The organism is Tenacibaculum sp. TB-56 (genome assembly GCF_059716275.2).
The window spans coordinates 1,872,863-1,894,948 of sequence record NZ_CM201367.1; the positions used below are offsets into that span (position 1 = coordinate 1,872,863).

Sequence of the window (22,086 nt, forward strand, 5' to 3'; positions counted from 1 at the left end):
TTTTTACCTCAGTTCTTTGTTGTGGTGTCGTTTTTATTCAGTTTTCTTTCTGTTTTTTAAGATTATTAATGTAATGACATAAATTAAAACAATTGCAAAAGGAATAGCTATAAACCTATATTCGGGTAAAAGATACCAAAGAGTTAGAACTGTAATGATTCTAGTCAAGGTGTGAAAAATTCCAACCCAATGTTTTATAATCCAAGAAAATGGCAACCACATTAATCCAGTCAGAATTCCTACAGTCATTGGAAGAGAAGAATAGTCAACCAGAAAAAATGGTATTGCAATTGAATAGACAAGTATCGCTTGTCCAGCCGTAAAAAGAAAAAGAGTGTCGAATTCGTTTTTCGGTTTACTTTTATCTAGGAAATTTTCACCTGTGAATTTTGAGAGAAGCAGACCTAGATATACAATACTTCCGGTTCCAATAAAAATTGACCAAACTGCTATAAAGTCAGAAAAAAAGATTCCGATTAATCCAATTATAGTCCATATAATCAAACCAGCTAATGGTGTAGCAAGAAATTTTTGATTGATAAATTCAATCCGCTGTTGTTCAAGTGTTCTGTTGTTCATTGGTTAATTCAGTTAGTTTTTTTCTTATAGATTTTATGATTTTTCAAACCTCAATGTTTTCGCAAATGTCAGTTTTTAAATGCACCACAACGTGTTTGTATAAGATTAGTTGCGTGTTTTAAGCACTAAAGTTAGCAAATAAATCACGGATAGAAAGTCCGAGAGGACTTTCGTAAGTAGGCTAGAACTAGCAATTAATTTTATACGGTGTTGCCATTAGTTTTTTTTCAACGTTATTTTCGGATATTCAATTTCGACAATTTCTTTACCCTTATAAAACTCTATCATCGAGTTTTTTAATTCCGTTACACTACTTTCAATTTTCCTTAAATATTCAGGTAGATAACTTTCTGTAATTATATCTATTAAAAAACCATTTTTGGTGTCTGAATACTTATTGAAATCAAAAATTATATGGTCTTTGTTTTCAATTTTTACTTTTCCATTATTTTCACTTACCTCAATCAATTCATTTTGTAAAATTATCACAGGAAAAAATAGAGTTGTAAAAACTTGTTTACTCCAAGCAGAAGTCTCTTTCATCCATTCTTCATAGCCATCATTTTTATGTTCTGAATAATCTACTAATTTATTTAAAGTATCGTGCAATCCATCAGGATGCGAAGCCATCCATTCATTTTTTTGACCTCTCTTTTTTGAAAAAGAACAATACTGTGTATTTTTTATTAGTTGGTTGTAATGAAATTTTTTGGATTCGGTCGTAAAGGAATTGAATTGAAAATCTGGCGTATTTCCTGTATTCATATACTTTTCAGTTAATTCTCTTTCCACTTTTGAATAAAAGAATTTTCCGAAAATCGTATATGGGTCTCTATCTGGTCTTTTGAAAAATGCAACAGGTTGGTCATTATTTATACACTCAATTAAGAGTTTATATTGATATTCAAATTGTAAAGATTGATTAAGAGTTAAATGTTCAGTTATTCTTGGTTCGATCTGAAAGAATGTCTATTTCTCTCGATTTTCCAGTAATTTTATCAGGATAGGTTTGATTAGGAAAGTTTTTATATCCATCACTTGATAGAACCTCCAATACTCGTGACTCCAAAAAATATCCAGACCGATTTAGTGATTCTATTATTTCTTCTTCTTTAATTTTCACAATGTTCTTCTAAAATTAATGGCAACGTGTTTGTGTATGATTAGTGGCGTGTTTAAGCACCTAATTTAGCAAATAATTACCGAATAGAAAATCCGCGAGGATTTTCGTAAGTAGGCGATAACTAGCCATTAATTATACACGGTGTTACCTGCTGGCTTTATTCAGTTTCCTATCATTTATTTTTCCGAAACCATATTTTCCAATTCGGACTAAAATCAGAACAATAGCAACTACTGCTGAAAACCAAGCTGTATTATAAACTCCGTAATAAAATTGGTCGATAGGAATAAAATCCGAAAATTCAGTTCCTAAAATTATACACACTAAAAATATTCGGATAACTGTTTTGAACCAACTCGGTTTAGTAAGCATTTCATAAATTCCGATTATGAACACAAATAGAAATAGTGAATCGTATGTTATATTTAAATTTATTAGAGAGTCAAGTTCAGGATTTGCTTTTTTCCATTCCTGAAGTTTAAAATATTCTTTTACAGATAGAATTAGTTGAATAAGAATTACAATTATTGAAAAAAGAGGTTTGTAAAATTTCATATTATTCGTTTCCAATGTTTTCTATTTCTTGGTCGTCCTTTTTTAAACTCAATTTTACTCCAATAATTACAGTTTGAATTATTCCGATTATCCAATAAGTTGGAAACCTTAAATATGTGTAAAGAACTTCGAAACTGTCCATAATTCCGATTGTCATTTTCACTCGCTGAACTTCAATGATTAATGAAATAAGCGGTATTAAAAATCCGAATAAAATTCCGCCAACTAAACATCCTGTTTTTCCGCTAATTTCTTTTTTCCAGAATTTGATATTCAAGAAAATCAAAATTCCAATAACTAAATAATCAAAATATCCTATTATCATTTTTCAGCTTGCAGGTAACGTGTTTGTATAAGATTAGTTGCGTGGTTTAAGCACCTAATTTAGCAAATACAAACCGAATAGAAAATCCGCGAGGATTTTCGTAAGTAGGCTTGCATTAGCAATTAATTTTATACGGTGTTAGCTACAGGGCTTTCTTTTTCCGCCCATCGTATAACCCGTTTTTTGTCTTGGTCCATATTCAATTCTTACTATTTTACAACAATTCACTTCGATTACATATTGGAAGTTTTCCAACATCGCACCACTATTCCCATAACAATCGTCAAATTCAAATTCGCCTGGTAACGCTTTTTGTAATTCGGTTAATTCGTCTCCGACTTTAAATTTTGGAATTGTATTTTTTAATATGTCGTGTCTCACATATTGAGGAACAACATTGTATGCAATAGATGGTAATAGTTTTGGGAAAACAAACAAATAAATGAAAAGGAAAAAAAATGGTAAAGTCAGAATAGGAATCAAATGTTTCTGTTTTAATTCGTTCCGTTTTTTGTTCCAAATCAGATGAAAAGTCAGTCCGAAAATTAGTCCAAAAACAATAGCATCTAAAAATACTCCGTAGAAATTGTCGGACATTAAAAATATCCAACCAATAAGAATAATAAAACCTATTAATGCATAAATTCCAGAAAGAAGAGTAAATGAAGTTAAAGTCAGTTTTTCAGTCAGTTTTACAATTCTTTTTTGTGGAATTAATATGAAAAGTCCATAAAAGATTAAAAGAAAAAAAGATGCCCAAAATAAAACGACTCCAGTATCTCCTCCAGAAGCATTTTCATATCTTAAATTCGACCAAATTATATGAGTTATAATTAGTCCAATCCAACCTAATGTTAAAGATAGAAAAGATGTTTTTTTGAAGTTCTTCATTCGCCTTGTAGCTAACGGTTTCGGCTATGAGTAGTTGGGGATTTTATGCCCTAACTTTTCGGTTTAGCACTGACCTTTGTTTTATGTTTATACTTTCGTTTTATCACTTTAGTCCCAATTGCTTATAGCCATTGTTGTGCGTTCGTATTTTTAGTTCTTTATAGGTGTACAAATTTCAATTAAAAATCCATTATTATCTAAAACATACCCCACTTTCTGTCCCCAGGGTTTTTCTACAAGTGGTTCAAATTCAGTTGCACCTGCATCAATCGCTTTCTTAAAATCCGTTTCGATATTTTCTGTTGTAAATGCCATTTCTACTCCGAACGGCTTTTTTGACTTATCTATTTTTTCAAATCCTTTCTTGAAATTTGAAATTCCAAGTTCAAAAGAAGCAAAGGCGATTGTTGTTTCTCCTGAAATCAATTCTCCGTAGTCGTTTTCAGGCGTTACAAATTTCTTTTCAAAGCCAAATGCTCTTTTATAAAATTCAATCGTTTCGACTACGTTTTCAACGTAAATTATCGTGTAAGCGTATTGCATATTAATTTATTGTTTTTAAAGTTTTTTTCCATTTTCGCACTCTACTTCTGGCGTTTTTATACGGTGAAGAAGTGTTGAACTGTATCATTTTTCCTTTTGTCCATTTGTCGTACCAAGCATTTTCATAAAGTTCTTTGTTCGTATTACTTTCAATCAACTTGAGGATTTTATCTACGGTTTGGTCTAATTTATTCAGCAAATCGGAATAGTCAAGATTTTCATAATCTGAATAGAATTTTTGTGCAAGTTTCCCCAATTCATTCCATTTATACCCTGTTTCGGGAAAATCAACTTTTTCTCCGTTTTCTTTTTTGTGATTCCATTTTAATACCAATTCTCCCCAGCCAATGAGATAAGCAACCAAATCGGAAATACTCATTTTCGTTTCTTTGGCGTGTCCATCGAGTTCTTTTTCTTTGGTTAATTCCGTTGGAATAGTTTCCAAGTCCTTTTTCAGTTTGGAATAGTTGTTTTTGATTTCAAAAATCAATTCTTCTTTGTTTTTTGGAATTGCCATTTGTTGGTTTTGGTTATATGACGCACAACGGTCTCGTATAACCGTCAGTTACGGGATTAAAGTTAATAATTTTCGGTTTGGCACTGACTTTAGCAATTCCGAGTGGATTCGGACGTAGTCGAATCCGCCGTAATTGCGGTTATACATCTTAAGTTAGCAATTGTTTAACTTTAGTAATAAAAACCAGAAAGAAAAAAGCGTAGAGTAAGGTTATGATATACGTTGAAACCTAGATTTCGTCAACATTGATAATCCCTACGCTTTACTACTTTAAATTCGTTCAGTTCTGTGAGACCAAGATCTCGATTTCAAGTTGTTGAATTGATAGTAGTTATTTTTCTTTCCAATCCTTTTTTCTTATGAGTAAAAATAAACAATTTTTAGGAATCGATGTAAGTAAAGATGTTTTAGATGTGTATGATTATCAAGGTAATTGGTATCAGTTTAAAAATGATTCATCAGGCTTTAAAGAGCTGTTGTTAATCACAAGTGATTTAACTCATTGTATAATGGAAGCCACAGGGTATTATCATGTACGATTAGCTTATTTTTTAACAGAAAAAGGAGTTTTGGTATCAGTAGAAAATCCGTTGAAGATAAAACGTTTTATTCAAATGAATTTATCAAAAGTAAAGACGGATAAGAGTGATGCAAAGCAGCTATATAATTATGGTGTAAGTCAAGCCCCTTCTATATGGAAAGGAGAAAGCAAGGAACAACAAGAATGTTTACAAATAGTACGTTTGTTGAGTGTTTATACGAAACAATCTACTCAATTAAAGAATAAGCTTCATGGCGAATCAGTATTAGGAACTCCATCAAAATTGGTAGTTAGTTCCTTAAAAAGGCAACTAAAAAATATACAAAAAGAGATGGTTAAATTAGAAGATTTGTTGCTAGAGAATGTAAAAAAGAGCTATCAAGAAGAATTGACTTTATTAAAGTCAATTCCAGGAATAGGGGGTAAAACAGCATTAATGTTATTAGTTTTTACCGATGGATTTAAGCGCTTTACTTCGGCAAAGGAGCTGTGCAGTTACGCAGGTATAACTCCTGTTATTAGAGAGTCAGGCAGTAGTATAAAAGGAAGACCTCGAATAAGTAAAATGGGTAATCCAAAGCTTAGAAATTTATTGTTTATGTGTAGTTTTAATGCTTGTAAATACAACAAAACATGTAGAGAACTTTATGACCGAATTGTAGCTAAGGGTAAGAGTAAAAAACTTGCTTTAATAGCGGTGTGTAATAAGCTACTAAAACAAGCTTTTGCAATAGTAAAAAGTGGTTTGCCTTATGATGCAAATTATAAAAGTACTTTGGTTTAAAAAAGTATAAAATTTACTTGTTTTTTACCTCAGTTCTTTGTTGTGGTGTCGTTTTTATTCAGTTTTCTTTCTGTTTTTTAAGATTATTAATGTAATGACATAAATTAAAACAATTGCAAAAGGAATAGCTATAAACCTATATTCGGGTAAAAGATACCAAAGAGTTAGAACTGTAATGATTCTAGTCAAGGTGTGAAAAATTCCAACCCAATGTTTTATAATCCAAGAAAATGGCAACCACATTAATCCAGTCAGAATTCCTACAGTCATTGGAAGAGAAGAATAGTCAACCAGAAAAAATGGTATTGCAATTGAATAGACAAGTATCGCTTGTCCAGCCGTAAAAAGAAAAAGAGTGTCGAATTCGTTTTTCGGTTTACTTTTATCTAGGAAATTTTCACCTGTGAATTTTGAGAGAAGCAGACCTAGATATACAATACTTCCGGTTCCAATAAAAATTGACCAAACTGCTATAAAGTCAGAAAAAAAGATTCCGATTAATCCAATTATAGTCCATATAATCAAACCAGCTAATGGTGTAGCAAGAAATTTTTGATTGATAAATTCAATCCGCTGTTGTTCAAGTGTTCTGTTGTTCATTGGTTAATTCAGTTAGTTTTTTTCTTATAGATTTTATGATTTTTCAAACCTCAATGTTTTCGCAAATGTCAGTTTTTAAATGCACCACAACGGTTTCGGCTATGAGTAGTTGGGGATTTTATGCCCTAACTTTTCGGTTTAGCACTGACCTTTGTTTTATGTTTATACTTTCGTTTTATCACTTTAGTCCCAATTGCTTATAGCCATTGTTGTGCGTTCGTATTTTTAGTTCTTTATAGGTGTACAAATTTCAATTAAAAATCCATTATTATCTAAAACATACCCCACTTTCTGTCCCCAGGGTTTTTCTACAAGTGGTTCAAATTCAGTTGCACCTGCATCAATCGCTTTCTTAAAATCCGTTTCGATATTTTCTGTTGTAAATGCCATTTCTACTCCGAACGGCTTTTTTGACTTATCTATTTTTTCAAATCCTTTCTTGAAATTTGAAATTCCAAGTTCAAAAGAAGCAAAGGCGATTGTTGTTTCTCCTGAAATCAATTCTCCGTAGTCGTTTTCAGGCGTTACAAATTTCTTTTCAAAGCCAAATGCTCTTTTATAAAATTCAATCGTTTCGACTACGTTTTCAACGTAAATTATCGTGTAAGCGTATTGCATATTAATTTATTGTTTTTAAAGTTTTTTTCCATTTTCGCACTCTACTTCTGGCGTTTTTATACGGTGAAGAAGTGTTGAACTGTATCATTTTTCCTTTTGTCCATTTGTCGTACCAAGCATTTTCATAAAGTTCTTTGTTCGTATTACTTTCAATCAACTTGAGGATTTTATCTACGGTTTGGTCTAATTTATTCAGCAAATCGGAATAGTCAAGATTTTCATAATCTGAATAGAATTTTTGTGCAAGTTTCCCCAATTCATTCCATTTATACCCTGTTTCGGGAAAATCAACTTTTTCTCCGTTTTCTTTTTTGTGATTCCATTTTAATACCAATTCTCCCCAGCCAATGAGATAAGCAACCAAATCGGAAATACTCATTTTCGTTTCTTTGGCGTGTCCATCGAGTTCTTTTTCTTTGGTTAATTCCGTTGGAATAGTTTCCAAGTCCTTTTTCAGTTTGGAATAGTTGTTTTTGATTTCAAAAATCAATTCTTCTTTGTTTTTTGGAATTGCCATTTGTTGGTTTTGGTTATATGACGCACAACGGTTTTGTATATGGCTCGTAGCGTGTAAATTAGCTATTATTTTCGGATTGAGCACAAGCCAGATTTTTAAATTTTACTATTTATCTTTTTTATTGGAAATCGTCAAATTTAAAAATTTGGCGACTTTCCAAAAATGCCTTAACTTCGATTAAGCAACTACCAAGCTATGAGCTATATACAGTGTTGTGCATAGTATTTTTATTCCGATTTCCATTTGTCAATTCTTTTTTGTTGGTCATTTTGTGTTAAGTAATGAACAGCAATTAATAATTGAATATTTGGATTGTCTAAATCAAATTCTTTAGGGTTTCTGTAAATCTTTCGTTGTAATAAGCCCATTGATTCGAAATCTCCAGCAGCGATAAGTCTATCAGCATATTTTTTAATTTCTACATTGTTTTTTCCAAGTTCAGTCAAATATTTTTGATATTTTCCATTGTATTTTGAACCTAAACTTTTTAATTCCAATCCAGTATCTGGGTAAGTCGCTTTTCCGAATTCCCATATTTCGTTAAATGTAGATTTGGAAATAGAATTATAAAGTTCTTTTTGCTGTTCAAAGTCCACTTTTTCTAAAATCGGTTGCCAACCATTTTCTAATAATTCAGGTAATATTTTAGAAAAGCAAGTTTTAAAATCCGACTTCTTATTTTCACAGATTTGGTTTTTAAAAAAGTCTGTTATTTTATTTAAGTCAGAGATTTGTTCAGTCGAAAAGTTGTTTTTTAATTCAGTTTTAGAATATTGAGATTTACAAGAGAAATTCAGTTGTAAAATCGTAACTCCAAGTATCAATATTAGTGTTTTTCTCATATTATGCACAACGGTCTCGGCTATGAGTAGTTGCGTGGTTTAGCACTTAACTTTGCAAGTATGCACCAAACTGAAAATCCGCGAGGATTTTCAGAAGTAGGCGAGAACAAGCAATTACTTATAGCCATTGTTAGGCAACGTTTTTATTTATCTTTTTTCTTTTTAGTTCAATTTCACCAGTAGTTTCTCTCGAAGTCCAGTATTCTCCAGACATCTTGGAAACTTTAAAGCCATCGAAATTAAGTAACACCGAACCATAATGTATGGCACTTCTGTCTCTAATTCCTGCTTTAGGTGTGTTCAAATATGAATAGAATAGTTGTTGATAACCTCTATCCTTATCTATATTAAATGATGAACTAATACTGTGACTTGAACTTTCATCAGTTTTGATTTTCACGATGATGTTGAAAAAGTCTTGTTTAATATCAATTTCAGTTGAGATTGGTTTAGAGTTCTCTTTGTCAAAATTTGACTTAATCTTTCCTTTCCATTTTCCTGACAAATCTGGTGTTTGCACTAACCAAGGATAAAACACTTTCCATTTCCAAGCCCAAAAAATAAAAATCATCCATAGAATTATATTTATAGATATTGTAGTCGAAATATGTGTCAGTGCTTTATGAAAATCAATACTATCCAAGTTTTGGGTGATAAGAAAAATTATGGCGTAAACGAAGAAAGCTAATCCAATTATCGCAAATGCAAATATTCTTATGTTGTGTTTTACCATATTAAAACTCTAAATAATTCCAAAGTTGAACCATATATTCATTAATATCCTTTCTTGACCATTTTCTACTCGGTCGAATCAGATAAAGCAATTCCGAAACTTCTCCCCATTCATTACAACTATCATCTTCTTTTGTGTTCTCGTATAGATAGATTATTGATTGCTTTAATCTTTCAGTCCAAGTATCATAATTATTCATTATTCTATTTGGAACATTCCAAACTAAACATTCTAATAGAAATGAGGTGATATTGTCACTTACCGTTTCACCATCTTCGAGCATTTTATAACGAAGTTTTCTATGCAAACGTGTTAATCTTTTGAATCTTCGATAAGTATTACTGTTTTTGGCGATTCCATTTTCAATATGTTGCTTTGGGTAGTTGATAACGGCTTTTGAAGAGTCTGACCAAAATTTAGCACCAAGCACATAACTTCCATCTTTAGAATATCTGCGGTAATTCCAAGTTGGAACAACATCCGTCTCAATTCTACTCGTATTACCAATTATAGTTATACACTTGTCTTTTCGAATTACATCGCTTCGACCAAATTTTGCTACAAGTGCATTTTCCACATCATTTTTAAATTCAGAGTAAGAATATCCTGTAGGTGGTAAAGAATCAATTCCAACATCTTTTTCTTCAGTTTCCGCTGGCAAATTGAAATAGAATCCACCTGTATATCTAACATTTATGTCAATGTCGCTATTAAGCCTAACATTTGTGTTATTTGCATAAGAACCTTGACCAAAAGTTTCTGTACTTTTGGATTTAAGAGTTTCATCCGAACTTATTGCTTCTCTAACCATTCTTTCAGACCGCTCAAGTTTGCTCTGTTCAGTATCACTTGGTGGCTTTGTCCAATTTGTTAAAGTTTGTTCGTTGTATTTGGCCATTAGTTATGTCGTTTCTTAAATGTTGCCTAACGTGTTTGTATAAGATTAGTTGCGTGGTTTAAGCACCTAATTTAGCAAATACAAACCGAATAGAAAATCCGCGAGGATTTTCGTAAGTAGGCTTGCATTAGCAATTAATTTTATACGGTGTTAGCTACAGGGCTTTCTTTTTCCGCCCATCGTATAACCCGTTTTTTGTCTTGGTCCATATTCAATTCTTACTATTTTACAACAATTCACTTCGATTACATATTGGAAGTTTTCCAACATCGCACCACTATTCCCATAACAATCGTCAAATTCAAATTCGCCTGGTAACGCTTTTTGTAATTCGGTTAATTCGTCTCCGACTTTAAATTTTGGAATTGTATTTTTTAATATGTCGTGTCTCACATATTGAGGAACAACATTGTATGCAATAGATGGTAATAGTTTTGGGAAAACAAACAAATAAATGAAAAGGAAAAAAAATGGTAAAGTCAGAATAGGAATCAAATGTTTCTGTTTTAATTCGTTCCGTTTTTTGTTCCAAATCAGATGAAAAGTCAGTCCGAAAATTAGTCCAAAAACAATAGCATCTAAAAATACTCCGTAGAAATTGTCGGACATTAAAAATATCCAACCAATAAGAATAATAAAACCTATTAATGCATAAATTCCAGAAAGAAGAGTAAATGAAGTTAAAGTCAGTTTTTCAGTCAGTTTTACAATTCTTTTTTGTGGAATTAATATGAAAAGTCCATAAAAGATTAAAAGAAAAAAAGATGCCCAAAATAAAACGACTCCAGTATCTCCTCCAGAAGCATTTTCATATCTTAAATTCGACCAAATTATATGAGTTATAATTAGTCCAATCCAACCTAATGTTAAAGATAGAAAAGATGTTTTTTTGAAGTTCTTCATTCGCCTTGTAGCTAACGGTCTTGTATATGAAACGTAGCGTGCAAATGGACGCTTACTTTTCAGATTATACACAAGCCAAATTTTTATTTTTTCTATTTATCTTATAATTTCTAAATATACAAAAATAAAAATTTGGTGGACTCCATAATTAAGCAAAAACCTTTGGGAAAGCCTGAATTAGCTATGTTTTATATACGTCTTAAGTTAGCAATTGTTTAACTTTAGTAATAAAAACCAGAAAGAAAAAAGCGTAGAGTAAGGTTATGATATACGTTGAAACCTAGATTTCGTCAACATTGATAATCCCTACGCTTTACTACTTTAAATTCGTTCAGTTCTGTGAGACCAAGATCTCGATTTCAAGTTGTTGAATTGATAGTAGTTATTTTTCTTTCCAATCCTTTTTTCTTATGAGTAAAAATAAACAATTTTTAGGAATCGATGTAAGTAAAGATGTTTTAGATGTGTATGATTATCAAGGTAATTGGTATCAGTTTAAAAATGATTCATCAGGCTTTAAAGAGCTGTTGTTAATCACAAGTGATTTAACTCATTGTATAATGGAAGCCACAGGGTATTATCATGTACGATTAGCTTATTTTTTAACAGAAAAAGGAGTTTTGGTATCAGTAGAAAATCCGTTGAAGATAAAACGTTTTATTCAAATGAATTTATCAAAAGTAAAGACGGATAAGAGTGATGCAAAGCAGCTATATAATTATGGTGTAAGTCAAGCCCCTTCTATATGGAAAGGAGAAAGCAAGGAACAACAAGAATGTTTACAAATAGTACGTTTGTTGAGTGTTTATACGAAACAATCTACTCAATTAAAGAATAAGCTTCATGGCGAATCAGTATTAGGAACTCCATCAAAATTGGTAGTTAGTTCCTTAAAAAGGCAACTAAAAAATATACAAAAAGAGATGGTTAAATTAGAAGATTTGTTGCTAGAGAATGTAAAAAAGAGCTATCAAGAAGAATTGACTTTATTAAAGTCAATTCCAGGAATAGGGGGTAAAACAGCATTAATGTTATTAGTTTTTACCGATGGATTTAAGCGCTTTACTTCGGCAAAGGAGCTGTGCAGTTACGCAGGTATAACTCCTGTTATTAGAGAGTCAGGCAGTAGTATAAAAGGAAGACCTCGAATAAGTAAAATGGGTAATCCAAAGCTTAGAAATTTATTGTTTATGTGTAGTTTTAATGCTTGTAAATACAACAAAACATGTAGAGAACTTTATGACCGAATTGTAGCTAAGGGTAAGAGTAAAAAACTTGCTTTAATAGCGGTGTGTAATAAGCTACTAAAACAAGCTTTTGCAATAGTAAAAAGTGGTTTGCCTTATGATGCAAATTATAAAAGTACTTTGGTTTAAAAAAGTATAAAATTTACTTGTTTTTTACCTCAGTTCTTTGTTGTAGCCAGTTTTTATTTCACGATTGTTCTTAACGCTCGCTTTAATATTTTTTCCGTTTCGGCTGTTGGTGATTCTGATTTCCATTTTTTACAAAGTCCAATTACAAATTTAGGTTGCGATTTACTTGCGTCATTTAGCCAATTCCCAACGCTGTCCTGAACGTATTTTGACTTGTCCGATTTTAATTGTTCTAAAATAGGTAATACTTGTTCGGGATTCTCTTTTAATTCCTCGATATGTTTGCACCAAACTCCTCTCGGTCTTATTGATTCGGTTGTAAACCTTCTAATATTTTCGTCCGTGTCTTTAGTCCATTCGCTCAATATTTTGATTGATTCTATAAGATTTTTCTCGATTTCAGGTCTTAATGCCATCCAAACAATTTCTCTAACGCCAAAATGCTTGTCGGCAATCAATTTTCTCGATTGGTCAAGTTTTTCTGAAATAGTTAAGTCGCTATTTAAAGCGATTAAATAAGTAGCATAACATCTTATGGTGTCTGATTCGTGATTGCTTAAAAGTCCAATTGACGAAGCTAAAATTTTGGATTGGCGACAATATTCGTAAAGATGTTGTCCGATTAGTTTTATCGAAGCCATTGTCGAGGGTTTTTTCTGCTGTTCAATAGCTTTTGTGATATCATCAATGCAATCTTTCAAGCCTATTTTTTGGAAATTATTTTTAATCAATTCCGTTTGGTTTACCGCTAACCATTCTGTAAGATTGACTGTTTGAATTTTCCCCTCGTTGAGCAAATCCAAGACGTTTTTAGGGATGTCTTGTACTTTTCTCGCTCCTTTTCTATTTTTTATTTCTTCGCCTACCATATTTTAGCCAATTCCGATAACTGTTTTTTAGATTGTTCAAAGTTACTATTTTTCAATTCGTCCGTTCCAAAATCCTGTGCCTCTGTGTTTACAAAAGTAATGTCGGTTATTCCCATAAAATTGAGTAATGCTCTCAAATAATTTTCTTGAAAATCGAATGATTGAAGCACTTCTCCATTTTTGTAAGACATTGCACCTCTCGATGTTATTACCAATACTTTTTTACCACCTAAAAGTCCTTTCATTGCTCCGTTTTCGTCCAATGCAAATGTTCGTCCAACTCTTACAATATTGTCGATATAGGCTTTTAAAGTTGCCGAAATCGAGAAATTGTACATTGGCGATGCAATTATTATTTTGTCGCTATCAATCAGTTCATCTATTAACGTGTCTGAAGATGCAAGTACATTTTTCATTTCTTGTGTTCTGTTAGTTTCAGGCGTATAATTTGCTTTTATGAACTCGTCCGTTGGAAACTTTGGTGGATTAATGCCAACATCTCTGATTTTTAATGAATATTCATTGTTTGTTTTTAGTTGTTCAAGGAAATATTCGGTTAACATTCTCGTCTTTGAATTCTGAATTCTTACGCTTGAGTCAATTCTTAATAATTTCATAAATTTGTAGTTTAAATTTCGTCAAATTTATGGTCTTGAAGCAGAGCAATCAATACCGCATATTTTTGTCAGTATGGGATAAAAAAGTCAATATTATGGATACAAAGCAAATAGTAGTCAAAAATAAAATCTGTCCGTTGGAAAAAGCGGTAAACACGATTAGCGGAAAGTGGAAAATCCCTATTATTTGGCAAATTCACGAAGGCAAAAAAAGACCAAGCGAATTTTTAAGAGGAATTAACCAAGTCGATAGAAGAGTGTTAAATCAACATTTGAGCGAAATGATTTCAGATGGTTTATTGACGAAAAAATCTTTCAACGAATTACCTCCAAGAGTTGAGTATCAATTAACGGATTTGGGTCAAAAATTGGTCGATGTTTTGTGGAAACTGAACGATTGGGGAAAATTGCTTGTTGATAAGGACGAAAGTTGATTTAAATTGGCTACAACTAGTTTATATACGTAATAAAATTACTTATATATTCCTTTTACGGTAGGATATGCGGAACTTTTAGCAATTTTATTAACACCTTCAAATATAAAGAAATAAGATAAAAAAGTGCAACTTTTTTATCGGGACTACAAACGAAGCCTAATCGGTTGTCTTCCTTCTTCAGTAATAGGAGCAACTTTAAACAAGTTGACACATTTTATTGAATACTCCAATAACACGGGTCACTGATATTACGGAATGTTTCTGCTTATACATTTGTATAGATACAAGCCAACATTCTCTGTATACTTATTAGCGGACATTGCCTTTGGTAGAAAAAAATAAACCTCATACTAACAAACCAAAAAAGGCTTTATATTATGAGGTTTTTTATGTTAAAAATTGTGATTTAGCTAAGCTGAATCTAGCTGCTTCTCACACTTGTTATTATTCAGTAACAGTAACTTTTTTGTAACGCATCATAGGTACGTCATCCATTAATAAGTTTAGTTTTCCTTCTAAGTCAAAACTATACTTGTTTATTTTTTTAATGGTTTTTAAAAACTCTTGTTCTCCTTGTCCGCAGTACATCATAGTTGTAGGTCCTGGTTCTCCAAAAGAAATCGTATTTTCTTTCCCTAACGTAAATTCAGCAGCATAACCGTTACAACCGTTATTTCCAGTAGCTTTGTTTGTTTCTTTATCAAACGTAAGTTGTGGCTTTTTATCAGGAAACAATCCTTCAAAAGCAATTCTAGGTCCAGAGATGTATTCTAGTTCCCAAGTGGTTCCGTATAATTGTTCAGCAGTATCTTTTTTAGCACAAGACACCGTAATTAATAGAATTGCTGCGAATACAAATGATAGTTTTTTCATACTATTTAAGTTTAGTTATTAGTGTTAAATTCAGTTGAGTTTTTTACTACAAATTTTCTAGAGGCTTCTCCATCAACCAATTTGTACGTAATTTGTCTGGTGCCACCTGTTGGGTTGGCATTGCTATCACCTTCTTTATAAATAGGAAAACGTTGTGCTAGGGTAGTTTCAATAATGGTAAATTCATCGTGCCCCATATATCCCTTACTTAACTCTTTGTTATCGGTAATAGGAGGGAAGTATATTTGACTCATCGATTTTTTATTGTTTACTGAAAATCCTATTACATTTCCGTAGCTTCCACTTCCGTCAGATTTTGTGTAGATTAATACTTCAGGAGAACCATCAGAGTTTAAATCTTCAATTTCTGCATCAACAACACTACCGTCAATAGTTTGAGTAACGGCTGAATTATCTACTTCTAATCCGTACGAAGTAACCGTTAATTCAGTTTCCATTCCATTTTTTTGAGTAGAAATACTAAAGCTAATTCCTTGTAAGGTTACATTTTTTCTAAAAATGGTTTTGTCTATCTGTGTTTGGTCTAAATCACCTTCAATTTTCTGATACGAACCCGCAAGACTACCTCCTCCAGAACAATAAAAGTTTAAGATGTTGCTATCAGATTCGTTTTGAGTAGTGATGGAAATTTGATTGTCTTTAAAAGAAAATAGGATTGTTTTCCCTTCGGCAGTAGCTGTAAAAGTACTGTCATTTACTTTTTTTGCAAGTGCGTCAAAAGTACAGGTAGGTTTCTTTTTGTCAGCACGCGAACGAACAGCAATTTTTAATTGCTCGTCTTTAGCAGCTTTTACAGCAACCGAAACCCAATCGTAGCCTTCATCTCTTTTCTCGTATTCGGAAGAAACATAGTTTCCTGTAACACTAAGAGTCGTAGTTACAGCTTCTTGAGTAGTTTCTTGCGTGTCTGTTTTTTTTGTTTCGTTTTTACAGCTTACTAGGGCTAAAAAAGCCATTCCTAATAAGGCTGAAGTGTTTAGTTTTATCATGTTTTTCAATTTTTCAGAGGAATTTGTTTCAATAAATATACCATTAAGGATATGAAAAAAGGTTTTAAGAAAATATTAAGAGAGTTCGGTGTTAGATGATTAGATGGTTAGATTGATTGATTGATTGATTGATTGATTGATTGATCATTAGATTTTAGAAAGAAATTTCATCAAAAAAAAGACCGCCAAAACCTAATTTGACGATCTTTTAAACAAACAACTAAATTCTAAAACCTATAATAGTTGAAGAAATTTTTTTATTCAAGTTAGTTTGCTGATAATGTGCACTAACTATGAATTATATCTAATCTTTCAGAGGATTAGAAGCAGTATTTATTTTCTGCTTTTAATTTCTCTGCAATTGTATCACGTAACTCAACTACGTTAGGGTAGTTGGCATATTTTGTAAAACGCTTAAGTCCCATTAACATCATACGTTGCTCATCACCTTCAGCGAAAGAAATAATTCCTTCTCTTGCACTTTTGGTAATAATTTCAACAGCATTGTATAAGTATAACTTAGCCATTGCAATCTGTTCTTTTTGAGCATCTTCACCAAAACGCTTCGCGTTCTTTTCTGTTCTTAAAATTCCAGATTCTGCCATGTATATTTCAATTAATATATTTGAAGCAGCAGTTAATAACTGTTGGTGTTGCTCTAACTCTGGTCCAAATTTTTGTAAAGCAGCTCCTGCAACCATTAAGAATACTTTCTTAAGTTTAGCAAGAATTTCTTTTTCTTCTGAGAATAATTCAGAATAATCTGGAGTATCGAAAGAAGGAATTCCCATTAATTCGTTTTGAACTGCCATTGCAGGATTTAATAAATCTACATGACCTTTCATTGCTTTTTTAACTAACATTCCTACCGATAATAAACGGTTAATTTCGTTAGTTCCTTCGTAGATACGAGCAATACGAGCATCTCTCCAAGCAGACTCCATTGGAGTTTCTTCAGAGAATCCCATACCTCCGTAAATTTGGATTCCTTCGTCAGCACAGTTTTGTACGTCTTCTGAAACTGCTACTTTTAAGATAGAACATTCAATAGCGTATTCTTCAACACCTTTTAATTCTGCTTCTTGATGCGTGTTTCCTTCTGATTCACGAATTGCAATTCTGTCTTCAATGTTTTTAGCAGCTCTGTAAGATGCAGACTCACCAACATAAGCGTTAGTAGCCATTTCAGCTAATTTCATTTTAATAGCTCCAAACTCAGCAATAGGAGTTTTAAATTGCTTACGCTCGTTAGCATAGTTTACAGCATGAGTTACAATTCTTCTTTGAGAATCTAAACAAGCTGCTGCTAATTTAATACGACCAACGTTTAAGGCGTTCATTGCAATTTTGAATCCACCACCACGTACAGATAACATGTTTTCAACAGGAACTAATGTGTCGTTGAAAAATACTTGACGAGTAGAAGAGGCACGAATACCTAATTTGTGTTCTTCTTCTCCTAAAGTTACTCCGTTAGGATTGTTCTTATCATATTCTAAGATAAAACCAGTAATGTTTTTATCGTCTTCGATACGAGCAAAAACGATGAAGATTTCAGCAAAACCTGCATTCGAAATCCACATTTTTTGTCCGTTAATTTTGTAGTGCTTTCCGTCTTCAGTTAACTCAGCAGTAGTTTTACCTGAGTTAGCATCCGATCCTGCTCCTGGTTCTGTTAAACAGTAAGCTCCAAAACGCTCTCCCATTGCTAATGCAGGAACATATTTTTGCTTTTGCTCTTCTGTACCGTATAACGTAATTGGCATCGTACCAATACCTGTATGTGCACCAAAAGCTGTACTAAAAGATCCAGTTCCACTTGAAATGTAATCACATGTTAACATGGTAGAAACGAATCCCATTCCTAATCCGCCATAAGCTTCAGGAACAGCCACACCTAAGAATCCTAATTCACCAGCTTTACGCATAGTTTCTTCGGTAAGTGCATAGTCTTTCTTTTCAAAACGTTCTTTATGAGGAATGATTTCGCGGTCGTTAAATTCTTTAACCGCATCACGCATCATTGTTTGCTCTTCTGAAAAATCTTCAGGAGTAAATATATCTTCGCATTTTGTTTCTTTTACTAAGAACTGCCCTCCGCGTAAAAGATCTTTAGTTAATTCTGACATAATTTTTTTAGATTTTTAGTATTTGGTAGTGAGTATTGAGATACTAACTACTTTTATAATTCTTTTATTTATTTTAAAAAGAGCAGAGAAAATCTCTCAATACTCAATACCTACATCTTAGTTCTAGCTTAAGAACTCGAAAATACCTGCGGCACCTTGACCAGTACCAACACACATGGTAACCATACCGTATTTGTTATTCATGTTACGCTTACGCATTTCATCAAATAACTGAACAGATAATTTACCACCAGTACATCCTAATGGGTGACCTAAAGCAATTGCCCCACCATTTACGTTAATGATATCCGGATTTAAATCTAATTCGCGAATAACAGCTAATGATTGTGAAGCAAATGCCTCGTTTAATTCAATTAATTCAATATCACTTTGTTGTAAACCTGCTTGTTTTAATGCTTTTGGAATTGCTGCTACAGGCCAATCCCCATAATACGAGGTGGTACTCCTGCTGCTGCATAACTTACTAAACGAGCTTCTGGTTGAATACCTAACTCTTTTACCATATCTTCACTCATTACCATTACGAAAGCAGCTCCATCACTAGTTTGTGATGAGTTACCAGCCGTAACAGAACCATTAGCAGCAAATACAGGACGTAATTTTGCTAAGGCTTCTACTGTTGTTCCACGACGTGAACCTTCGTCTTTAGTAACTGTGTAATTTCTTGTGGCACGCTTTCCGTTAGCATCAATATAAGTTTCTTCAACATTGATTGGAGCTATTTGATCTTGGAAACGATCGCTATCTAATGCTTTTAAAGCTTTCATGTGCGATTCGTATGCAAATTGATCTTGGTCTTCACGAGATACATTGAATTGTTGCGCAACTGCTTCTGCAGTATTACCCATTCCCCAATAGTAATCTTCGTGACCTGCATTTACGATATCGTAGTTTAATTCTGGTTTAAAACCTGTCATTGGTACAGAACTCATGCTTTCTGCTCCACCAGCAATAATACACTCTGCCATTCCAGATTGAATTTTTGCTACTGCCATACCAATAGTTTCTAATCCTGATGCACAGAAACGGTTTACGGTAACTCCAGGAACATCTACAGAATCTAATCCGATTAACGAAATAATTCTTGCCATGTTTAATCCTTGTGAACCTTCTGGCATTGCGTTACCAACAATAACATCGTCGATACGCTTTACATCGAATTCTGGCAACTTACCCATCATATATTTGATGGTTTCAGCAGCTAATTCGTCAGCTCTTTTAAATCTGAACACACCTTTTTTAGATTTCCCTATGGCGGTTCTATATCCTTTTACTATATATGCTGTTTTCATACTTTTAAGTTTTTAGTGTTTAGTTTTAAGTTTTTAGTGATTCTTAACTGACCACTTTATAACTGAAAACTAATAACTCGCAACTTTAGTTGCGCAAAGGTTTACCAGTTTTTAACATATGCTGAATACGCTCTAACGTTTTTCTTTCAGTAGTTAAACTTAAGAAAGCTTCACGTTCAAGGTCTAATAAATACTGCTCAGTAACTTTTGTTGGTTCTGATAAATCTCCTCCAGCCATAACATAGGCTAGTTTGTTTGCAATTTTCTGATCGTGCTCAGAAATATATTTAGAAGCTTCCATAGAGTCTGTTCCTACTAAGAACATTCCTAAGGCTTGCTTACCTAATACTAAAACATCTTTACGTTTTGCTGGTTGTGTATAACCTGCTTCTGCTAATAACACAGCATGTTTTTTAGCTTCTGCAATTTGACGGTCTTTGTTTACAACCACAACATCTTTTCCTTTTTGTAGTAAGTTTAAGTCGTATGCTTCATAAGCTGAAGTTGCAACTTTAGCCATACCAATAGTTAAGAAGTGCTCTTGTAATACGTTTAATTGAACATCACCAGTGTGGAATAAGTCTTGCGCTCTTAACGCCATTTCTTTAGATCCACCACCACCAGGAATTACTCCAACTCCAAATTCTACTAATCCGATGTAGGTTTCAGCAGCAGCAACTACTTTATCAGCGTGTAATGATAATTCACATCCACCACCTAATGCCATTCCGTGAGGAGCAGCAATCGTAGGAATTGAAGAGTAACGCATACGCATCATAGTATCTTGGAAATACTTGATAGCCATGTTTAATTCATCGTACTCTTGCTCAACAGCCATCATAAAAATCATTCCGATGTTGGCACCTACTGAGAAGTTTGCAGCTTGGTTACCAATAACTAATCCTTGGAAGTCTTTTTCAGCTAAATCAACTGCTTTGTTTAATCCAGCTAAGACATCACCACCAATAGTGTTCATTTTAGATTGGAATTCACAGTTTAAGATTCCGTCTCCTAAATCTTCAATCACCACACCAGAGTTTTTGAATACTTCGGTAGTTTTACGAATGTTGTCTAAGATGATAAATGAATCTTGTCCTGGCTTTTTAACTTGTGCTTTTGCAGGTACATCGTAGTAATATGTTGCACCGTCTTTAACTGTATAGAAAGATTTTTCTCCTTTAGCTACCATTTCAGTAACCCAAGCAGCTGGCTCTTTTCCTTCAGCCTTCATTAATTCAATACCTTTTTCAACTCCTACAGCATCCCAAATTTCGAAAGTGACCATTTTCCCATCCGAAACCAGCTTTCATAGCATCGTCAATTCTGTATAATTCATCAGAAATTTCTGGAATTCTATTTTGAACGTAGGCAAACATTGCTGCGAAGTTCTTACGGTAGAATTCTCCCGCTTTATCTTTTCCGCCAACTAATACTTTAAATCGGTCAATTGGCTTGTCAATTGTCTTGGTTAATTCAAGGGTAGCAAATTTTGCTTTTTTAGACGGACGGTATTCCATCGTATCTAAATCTAATGCTAAAATTTCACGCTTTCCTTCAGCATTGGTTGTTTTTTTGTAAAAACCTTGCTTGGTTTTGTTACCTAACCACTTGTTTTCCATCATTGTGTTGATGAAATCTGGCAACTTAAATAAGTCGTGAGCTTCGTCGTTTGGACAGTTTTCATAAATACCGTTAGCAACGTGTACTAAAGTATCTAATCCAACAACATCAACAGTACGGAAAGTAGCTGATTTAGGGCGTCCAATAACTGGACCTGTTAATTTATCAACTTCTTCAACAGTTAATCCTAATTCTTTTACTTGGTGGAATAACGATTGGATTCCGAAGATACCAATACGGTTACCAATAAATGCAGGCGTATCTTTTGCTAATACTGAAGTTTTTCCTAAGAATTTAGAACCGTAATCCATTAAGAAGTCAGTAACTTCTTGTTTACAATCTGGTCCAGGAACAACTTCAAATAATTTTAAATAACGAGGAGGGTTAAAAAAGTGCGTTACCGCAAAGTGCTTACGGAAATCTTCACTACGTCCTTCATTCATAAACTTAATAGGAATACCTGAAGTGTTGGTAGAAATAATAGTACCAGGAGTACGATATTTTTCAACTTGCTCAAAAACACTTTGTTTAATGTCTAAGCGCTCAACAACTACTTCCATAACCCAATCTACATCTTTAATTTTGTGTAAATCGTCTTCAAGGTTTCCAGTAGTAATTCTATCTGCAAATTTTGTATTGTAGATAGGTGATGGTTTTGACTTTAATGAAGCAGTCAAAGCATCATTTACCAAACGGTTACGAACTACTTTGTCTTCTAAGGTTAATCCTTTTGCTTTTTCTTGGTCGTTAAGCTCTCTTGGAACGATGTCCAAAAGCAATACTTCAACGCCAATGTTAGCAAAATGACATGCAATACCAGATCCCATGATACCAGAACCGATAATTGCTACTTTTTTAATTCTTCTTGCCATT

The 22,086-nt window shown here is 33.1% G+C and carries 22 protein-coding genes and 2 pseudogenes; 3 read left to right on the forward strand and 21 right to left on the reverse strand.

Annotated elements, in window-relative coordinates; all coding sequences use genetic code 11:
* Positions 1-33: 33 nt before the first annotated feature.
* The 7 genes from AC3VI6_RS09050 to AC3VI6_RS09080 all read right to left on the reverse strand — a co-directional run bounded on the left by AC3VI6_RS09050 (position 34) and on the right by AC3VI6_RS09080 (position 4,533).
* Positions 34-579: a DUF7010 family protein gene (locus AC3VI6_RS09050; RefSeq protein ID WP_147862357.1), complete on the reverse strand. Its 546-nt coding sequence runs from the start codon at positions 577-579 to the stop codon at positions 34-36.
* A gap of 216 nt (positions 580-795) precedes the next feature.
* Positions 796-1,371 (reverse strand): hypothetical protein, encoded by a 576-nt coding sequence (locus AC3VI6_RS09055; protein ID WP_497705934.1) that lies wholly within the window; start codon positions 1,369-1,371, stop codon positions 796-798.
* Between the two features lie 475 nt (positions 1,372-1,846).
* Positions 1,847-2,257 carry a hypothetical protein gene (locus AC3VI6_RS09060; protein ID WP_497705935.1) on the reverse strand — a complete coding sequence of 137 codons (411 nt, stop codon included), beginning with the start codon at positions 2,255-2,257 and terminating at the stop codon, positions 1,847-1,849.
* Position 2,258: 1 nt separating this feature from the next.
* Positions 2,259-2,582, reverse strand: a complete 324-nt coding sequence (locus AC3VI6_RS09065) for a hypothetical protein (RefSeq protein WP_497705936.1) — start codon at positions 2,580-2,582, stop codon at positions 2,259-2,261.
* Positions 2,583-2,720: 138 nt separating this feature from the next.
* On the reverse strand, positions 2,721-3,473 hold the full coding sequence (locus AC3VI6_RS09070) for a hypothetical protein (RefSeq protein ID WP_497705937.1): 753 nt from the start codon (positions 3,471-3,473) through the stop codon (positions 2,721-2,723).
* A gap of 150 nt (positions 3,474-3,623) precedes the next feature.
* Positions 3,624-4,016 (reverse strand): VOC family protein, encoded by a 393-nt coding sequence (locus AC3VI6_RS09075; RefSeq protein ID WP_068483073.1) that lies wholly within the window; start codon positions 4,014-4,016, stop codon positions 3,624-3,626.
* Position 4,017: 1 nt separating this feature from the next.
* On the reverse strand, positions 4,018-4,533 hold the full coding sequence (locus tag AC3VI6_RS09080) for a ClbS/DfsB family four-helix bundle protein (protein ID WP_068483076.1): 516 nt from the start codon (positions 4,531-4,533) through the stop codon (positions 4,018-4,020).
* A 359-nt stretch (positions 4,534-4,892) separates the two neighbouring features.
* On the opposite strand from AC3VI6_RS09080, the gene AC3VI6_RS09085 reads away from it, so the two are divergent.
* Complete coding sequence (locus AC3VI6_RS09085) at positions 4,893-5,858, forward strand: IS110 family RNA-guided transposase (RefSeq protein WP_497705913.1); 966 nt, start codon at positions 4,893-4,895, stop codon at positions 5,856-5,858.
* A gap of 54 nt (positions 5,859-5,912) precedes the next feature.
* On the opposite strand, the gene AC3VI6_RS09090 is transcribed toward AC3VI6_RS09085, so the two are convergent.
* The 7 genes from AC3VI6_RS09090 to AC3VI6_RS09120 all read right to left on the reverse strand — a co-directional run bounded on the left by AC3VI6_RS09090 (position 5,913) and on the right by AC3VI6_RS09120 (position 10,969).
* A complete protein-coding gene (locus AC3VI6_RS09090) occupies positions 5,913-6,458 on the reverse strand; it encodes a DUF7010 family protein (RefSeq protein WP_147862357.1) in 546 nt (181 codons plus the stop codon).
* Between the two features lie 225 nt (positions 6,459-6,683).
* Entirely contained in the window at positions 6,684-7,076 is a 393-nt protein-coding gene (locus AC3VI6_RS09095; protein ID WP_068483073.1) for a VOC family protein, read from the reverse strand.
* Between the two features lies 1 nt (position 7,077).
* Positions 7,078-7,593, reverse strand: coding sequence for a ClbS/DfsB family four-helix bundle protein (locus AC3VI6_RS09100; RefSeq protein WP_068483076.1), 516 nt, complete (start codon positions 7,591-7,593; stop codon positions 7,078-7,080).
* A 227-nt stretch (positions 7,594-7,820) separates the two neighbouring features.
* Complete coding sequence (locus tag AC3VI6_RS09105; protein ID WP_497705938.1) at positions 7,821-8,435, reverse strand: hypothetical protein; 615 nt, start codon at positions 8,433-8,435, stop codon at positions 7,821-7,823.
* A gap of 130 nt (positions 8,436-8,565) precedes the next feature.
* Complete coding sequence (locus tag AC3VI6_RS09110) at positions 8,566-9,006, reverse strand: Cap15 family cyclic dinucleotide receptor domain-containing protein (RefSeq protein WP_497705939.1); 441 nt, start codon at positions 9,004-9,006, stop codon at positions 8,566-8,568.
* Between the two features lie 163 nt (positions 9,007-9,169).
* Entirely contained in the window at positions 9,170-10,066 is an 897-nt protein-coding gene (locus AC3VI6_RS09115; RefSeq protein WP_497705940.1) for a nucleotidyltransferase domain-containing protein, read from the reverse strand.
* A 150-nt stretch (positions 10,067-10,216) separates the two neighbouring features.
* The gene (locus AC3VI6_RS09120; RefSeq protein WP_497705937.1) at positions 10,217-10,969 is read right to left on the reverse strand and encodes a hypothetical protein; all 753 of its coding nucleotides are present in this window, start codon (positions 10,967-10,969) and stop codon (positions 10,217-10,219) included.
* A gap of 410 nt (positions 10,970-11,379) precedes the next feature.
* On the opposite strand from AC3VI6_RS09120, the gene AC3VI6_RS09125 reads away from it, so the two are divergent.
* Complete coding sequence (locus AC3VI6_RS09125; RefSeq protein WP_497705913.1) at positions 11,380-12,345, forward strand: IS110 family RNA-guided transposase; 966 nt, start codon at positions 11,380-11,382, stop codon at positions 12,343-12,345.
* 53 nt (positions 12,346-12,398) lie between these two features.
* On the opposite strand, the gene AC3VI6_RS09130 is transcribed toward AC3VI6_RS09125, so the two are convergent.
* Together AC3VI6_RS09130 and AC3VI6_RS09135 are read right to left on the reverse strand one after the other, a co-directional pair.
* Positions 12,399-13,214 (reverse strand): DNA alkylation repair protein, encoded by an 816-nt coding sequence (locus AC3VI6_RS09130; protein WP_497705941.1) that lies wholly within the window; start codon positions 13,212-13,214, stop codon positions 12,399-12,401.
* A complete protein-coding gene (locus AC3VI6_RS09135) occupies positions 13,208-13,831 on the reverse strand; it encodes an FMN-dependent NADH-azoreductase (RefSeq protein WP_497705942.1) in 624 nt (207 codons plus the stop codon). The genes AC3VI6_RS09130 and AC3VI6_RS09135 overlap by 7 nt, the downstream gene beginning before the upstream one ends.
* Before the next feature lie 95 nt (positions 13,832-13,926).
* On the opposite strand from AC3VI6_RS09135, the gene AC3VI6_RS09140 reads away from it, so the two are divergent.
* Positions 13,927-14,265 (forward strand): winged helix-turn-helix transcriptional regulator, encoded by a 339-nt coding sequence (locus tag AC3VI6_RS09140; protein ID WP_452219626.1) that lies wholly within the window; start codon positions 13,927-13,929, stop codon positions 14,263-14,265.
* Positions 14,266-14,712: 447 nt separating this feature from the next.
* Here AC3VI6_RS09140 and AC3VI6_RS09145 read toward each other — a convergent pair whose 3' ends face one another.
* The 5 genes and pseudogenes from AC3VI6_RS09145 to AC3VI6_RS09165 all read right to left on the reverse strand — a co-directional run bounded on the left by AC3VI6_RS09145 (position 14,713) and on the right by AC3VI6_RS09165 (position 22,085).
* A complete protein-coding gene (locus tag AC3VI6_RS09145) occupies positions 14,713-15,141 on the reverse strand; it encodes an META domain-containing protein (RefSeq protein ID WP_497705943.1) in 429 nt (142 codons plus the stop codon).
* An 11-nt stretch (positions 15,142-15,152) separates the two neighbouring features.
* The gene (locus tag AC3VI6_RS09150; RefSeq protein WP_497705944.1) at positions 15,153-16,151 is read right to left on the reverse strand and encodes a PliI family lysozyme inhibitor of I-type lysozyme; all 999 of its coding nucleotides are present in this window, start codon (positions 16,149-16,151) and stop codon (positions 15,153-15,155) included.
* 320 nt (positions 16,152-16,471) lie between these two features.
* On the reverse strand, positions 16,472-18,280 hold the full coding sequence (locus AC3VI6_RS09155; protein ID WP_497705945.1) for an acyl-CoA dehydrogenase FadE: 1,809 nt from the start codon (positions 18,278-18,280) through the stop codon (positions 16,472-16,474).
* Between the two features lie 123 nt (positions 18,281-18,403).
* Positions 18,404-19,593 (reverse strand): annotated as a pseudogene (locus tag AC3VI6_RS09160) (acetyl-CoA C-acyltransferase).
* A gap of 85 nt (positions 19,594-19,678) precedes the next feature.
* A pseudogene (locus tag AC3VI6_RS09165) lies at positions 19,679-22,085 on the reverse strand (3-hydroxyacyl-CoA dehydrogenase/enoyl-CoA hydratase family protein).
* Position 22,086: the final 1 nt, after the last annotated feature.

Bases quoted from the DNA above. Each gene is read 5' to 3' on its own strand.
- AC3VI6_RS09105 (WP_497705938.1), bottom strand. From the start codon at position 8,435: ATGAGAAAAACACTAATATTGATACTTGGAGTTACGATTTTACAACTG.
- AC3VI6_RS09065 (WP_497705936.1), bottom strand. From the start codon at position 2,582: ATGATAATAGGATATTTTGATTATTTAGTTATTGGAATTTTGATTTTC.
- AC3VI6_RS09115 (WP_497705940.1), bottom strand. From the start codon at position 10,066: ATGGCCAAATACAACGAACAAACTTTAACAAATTGGACAAAGCCACCA.
- AC3VI6_RS09050 (WP_147862357.1), bottom strand. From the start codon at position 579: ATGAACAACAGAACACTTGAACAACAGCGGATTGAATTTATCAATCAA.
- AC3VI6_RS09130 (WP_497705941.1), bottom strand. From the start codon at position 13,214: ATGGTAGGCGAAGAAATAAAAAATAGAAAAGGAGCGAGAAAAGTACAA.
- AC3VI6_RS09095 (WP_068483073.1), bottom strand. From the start codon at position 7,076: ATGCAATACGCTTACACGATAATTTACGTTGAAAACGTAGTCGAAACG.
- AC3VI6_RS09155 (WP_497705945.1), bottom strand. From the start codon at position 18,280: ATGTCAGAATTAACTAAAGATCTTTTACGCGGAGGGCAGTTCTTAGTA.
- AC3VI6_RS09135 (WP_497705942.1), bottom strand. From the start codon at position 13,831: ATGAAATTATTAAGAATTGACTCAAGCGTAAGAATTCAGAATTCAAAG.
- AC3VI6_RS09100 (WP_068483076.1), bottom strand. From the start codon at position 7,593: ATGGCAATTCCAAAAAACAAAGAAGAATTGATTTTTGAAATCAAAAAC.
- AC3VI6_RS09090 (WP_147862357.1), bottom strand. From the start codon at position 6,458: ATGAACAACAGAACACTTGAACAACAGCGGATTGAATTTATCAATCAA.
- AC3VI6_RS09145 (WP_497705943.1), bottom strand. From the start codon at position 15,141: ATGAAAAAACTATCATTTGTATTCGCAGCAATTCTATTAATTACGGTG.
- AC3VI6_RS09120 (WP_497705937.1), bottom strand. From the start codon at position 10,969: ATGAAGAACTTCAAAAAAACATCTTTTCTATCTTTAACATTAGGTTGG.
- AC3VI6_RS09060 (WP_497705935.1), bottom strand. From the start codon at position 2,257: ATGAAATTTTACAAACCTCTTTTTTCAATAATTGTAATTCTTATTCAA.
- AC3VI6_RS09150 (WP_497705944.1), bottom strand. From the start codon at position 16,151: ATGATAAAACTAAACACTTCAGCCTTATTAGGAATGGCTTTTTTAGCC.
- AC3VI6_RS09080 (WP_068483076.1), bottom strand. From the start codon at position 4,533: ATGGCAATTCCAAAAAACAAAGAAGAATTGATTTTTGAAATCAAAAAC.
- AC3VI6_RS09125 (WP_497705913.1), top strand. From the start codon at position 11,380: ATGAGTAAAAATAAACAATTTTTAGGAATCGATGTAAGTAAAGATGTT.
- AC3VI6_RS09110 (WP_497705939.1), bottom strand. From the start codon at position 9,006: ATGATTTTTATTTTTTGGGCTTGGAAATGGAAAGTGTTTTATCCTTGG.
- AC3VI6_RS09140 (WP_452219626.1), top strand. From the start codon at position 13,927: ATGGATACAAAGCAAATAGTAGTCAAAAATAAAATCTGTCCGTTGGAA.
- AC3VI6_RS09085 (WP_497705913.1), top strand. From the start codon at position 4,893: ATGAGTAAAAATAAACAATTTTTAGGAATCGATGTAAGTAAAGATGTT.
- AC3VI6_RS09070 (WP_497705937.1), bottom strand. From the start codon at position 3,473: ATGAAGAACTTCAAAAAAACATCTTTTCTATCTTTAACATTAGGTTGG.
- AC3VI6_RS09075 (WP_068483073.1), bottom strand. From the start codon at position 4,016: ATGCAATACGCTTACACGATAATTTACGTTGAAAACGTAGTCGAAACG.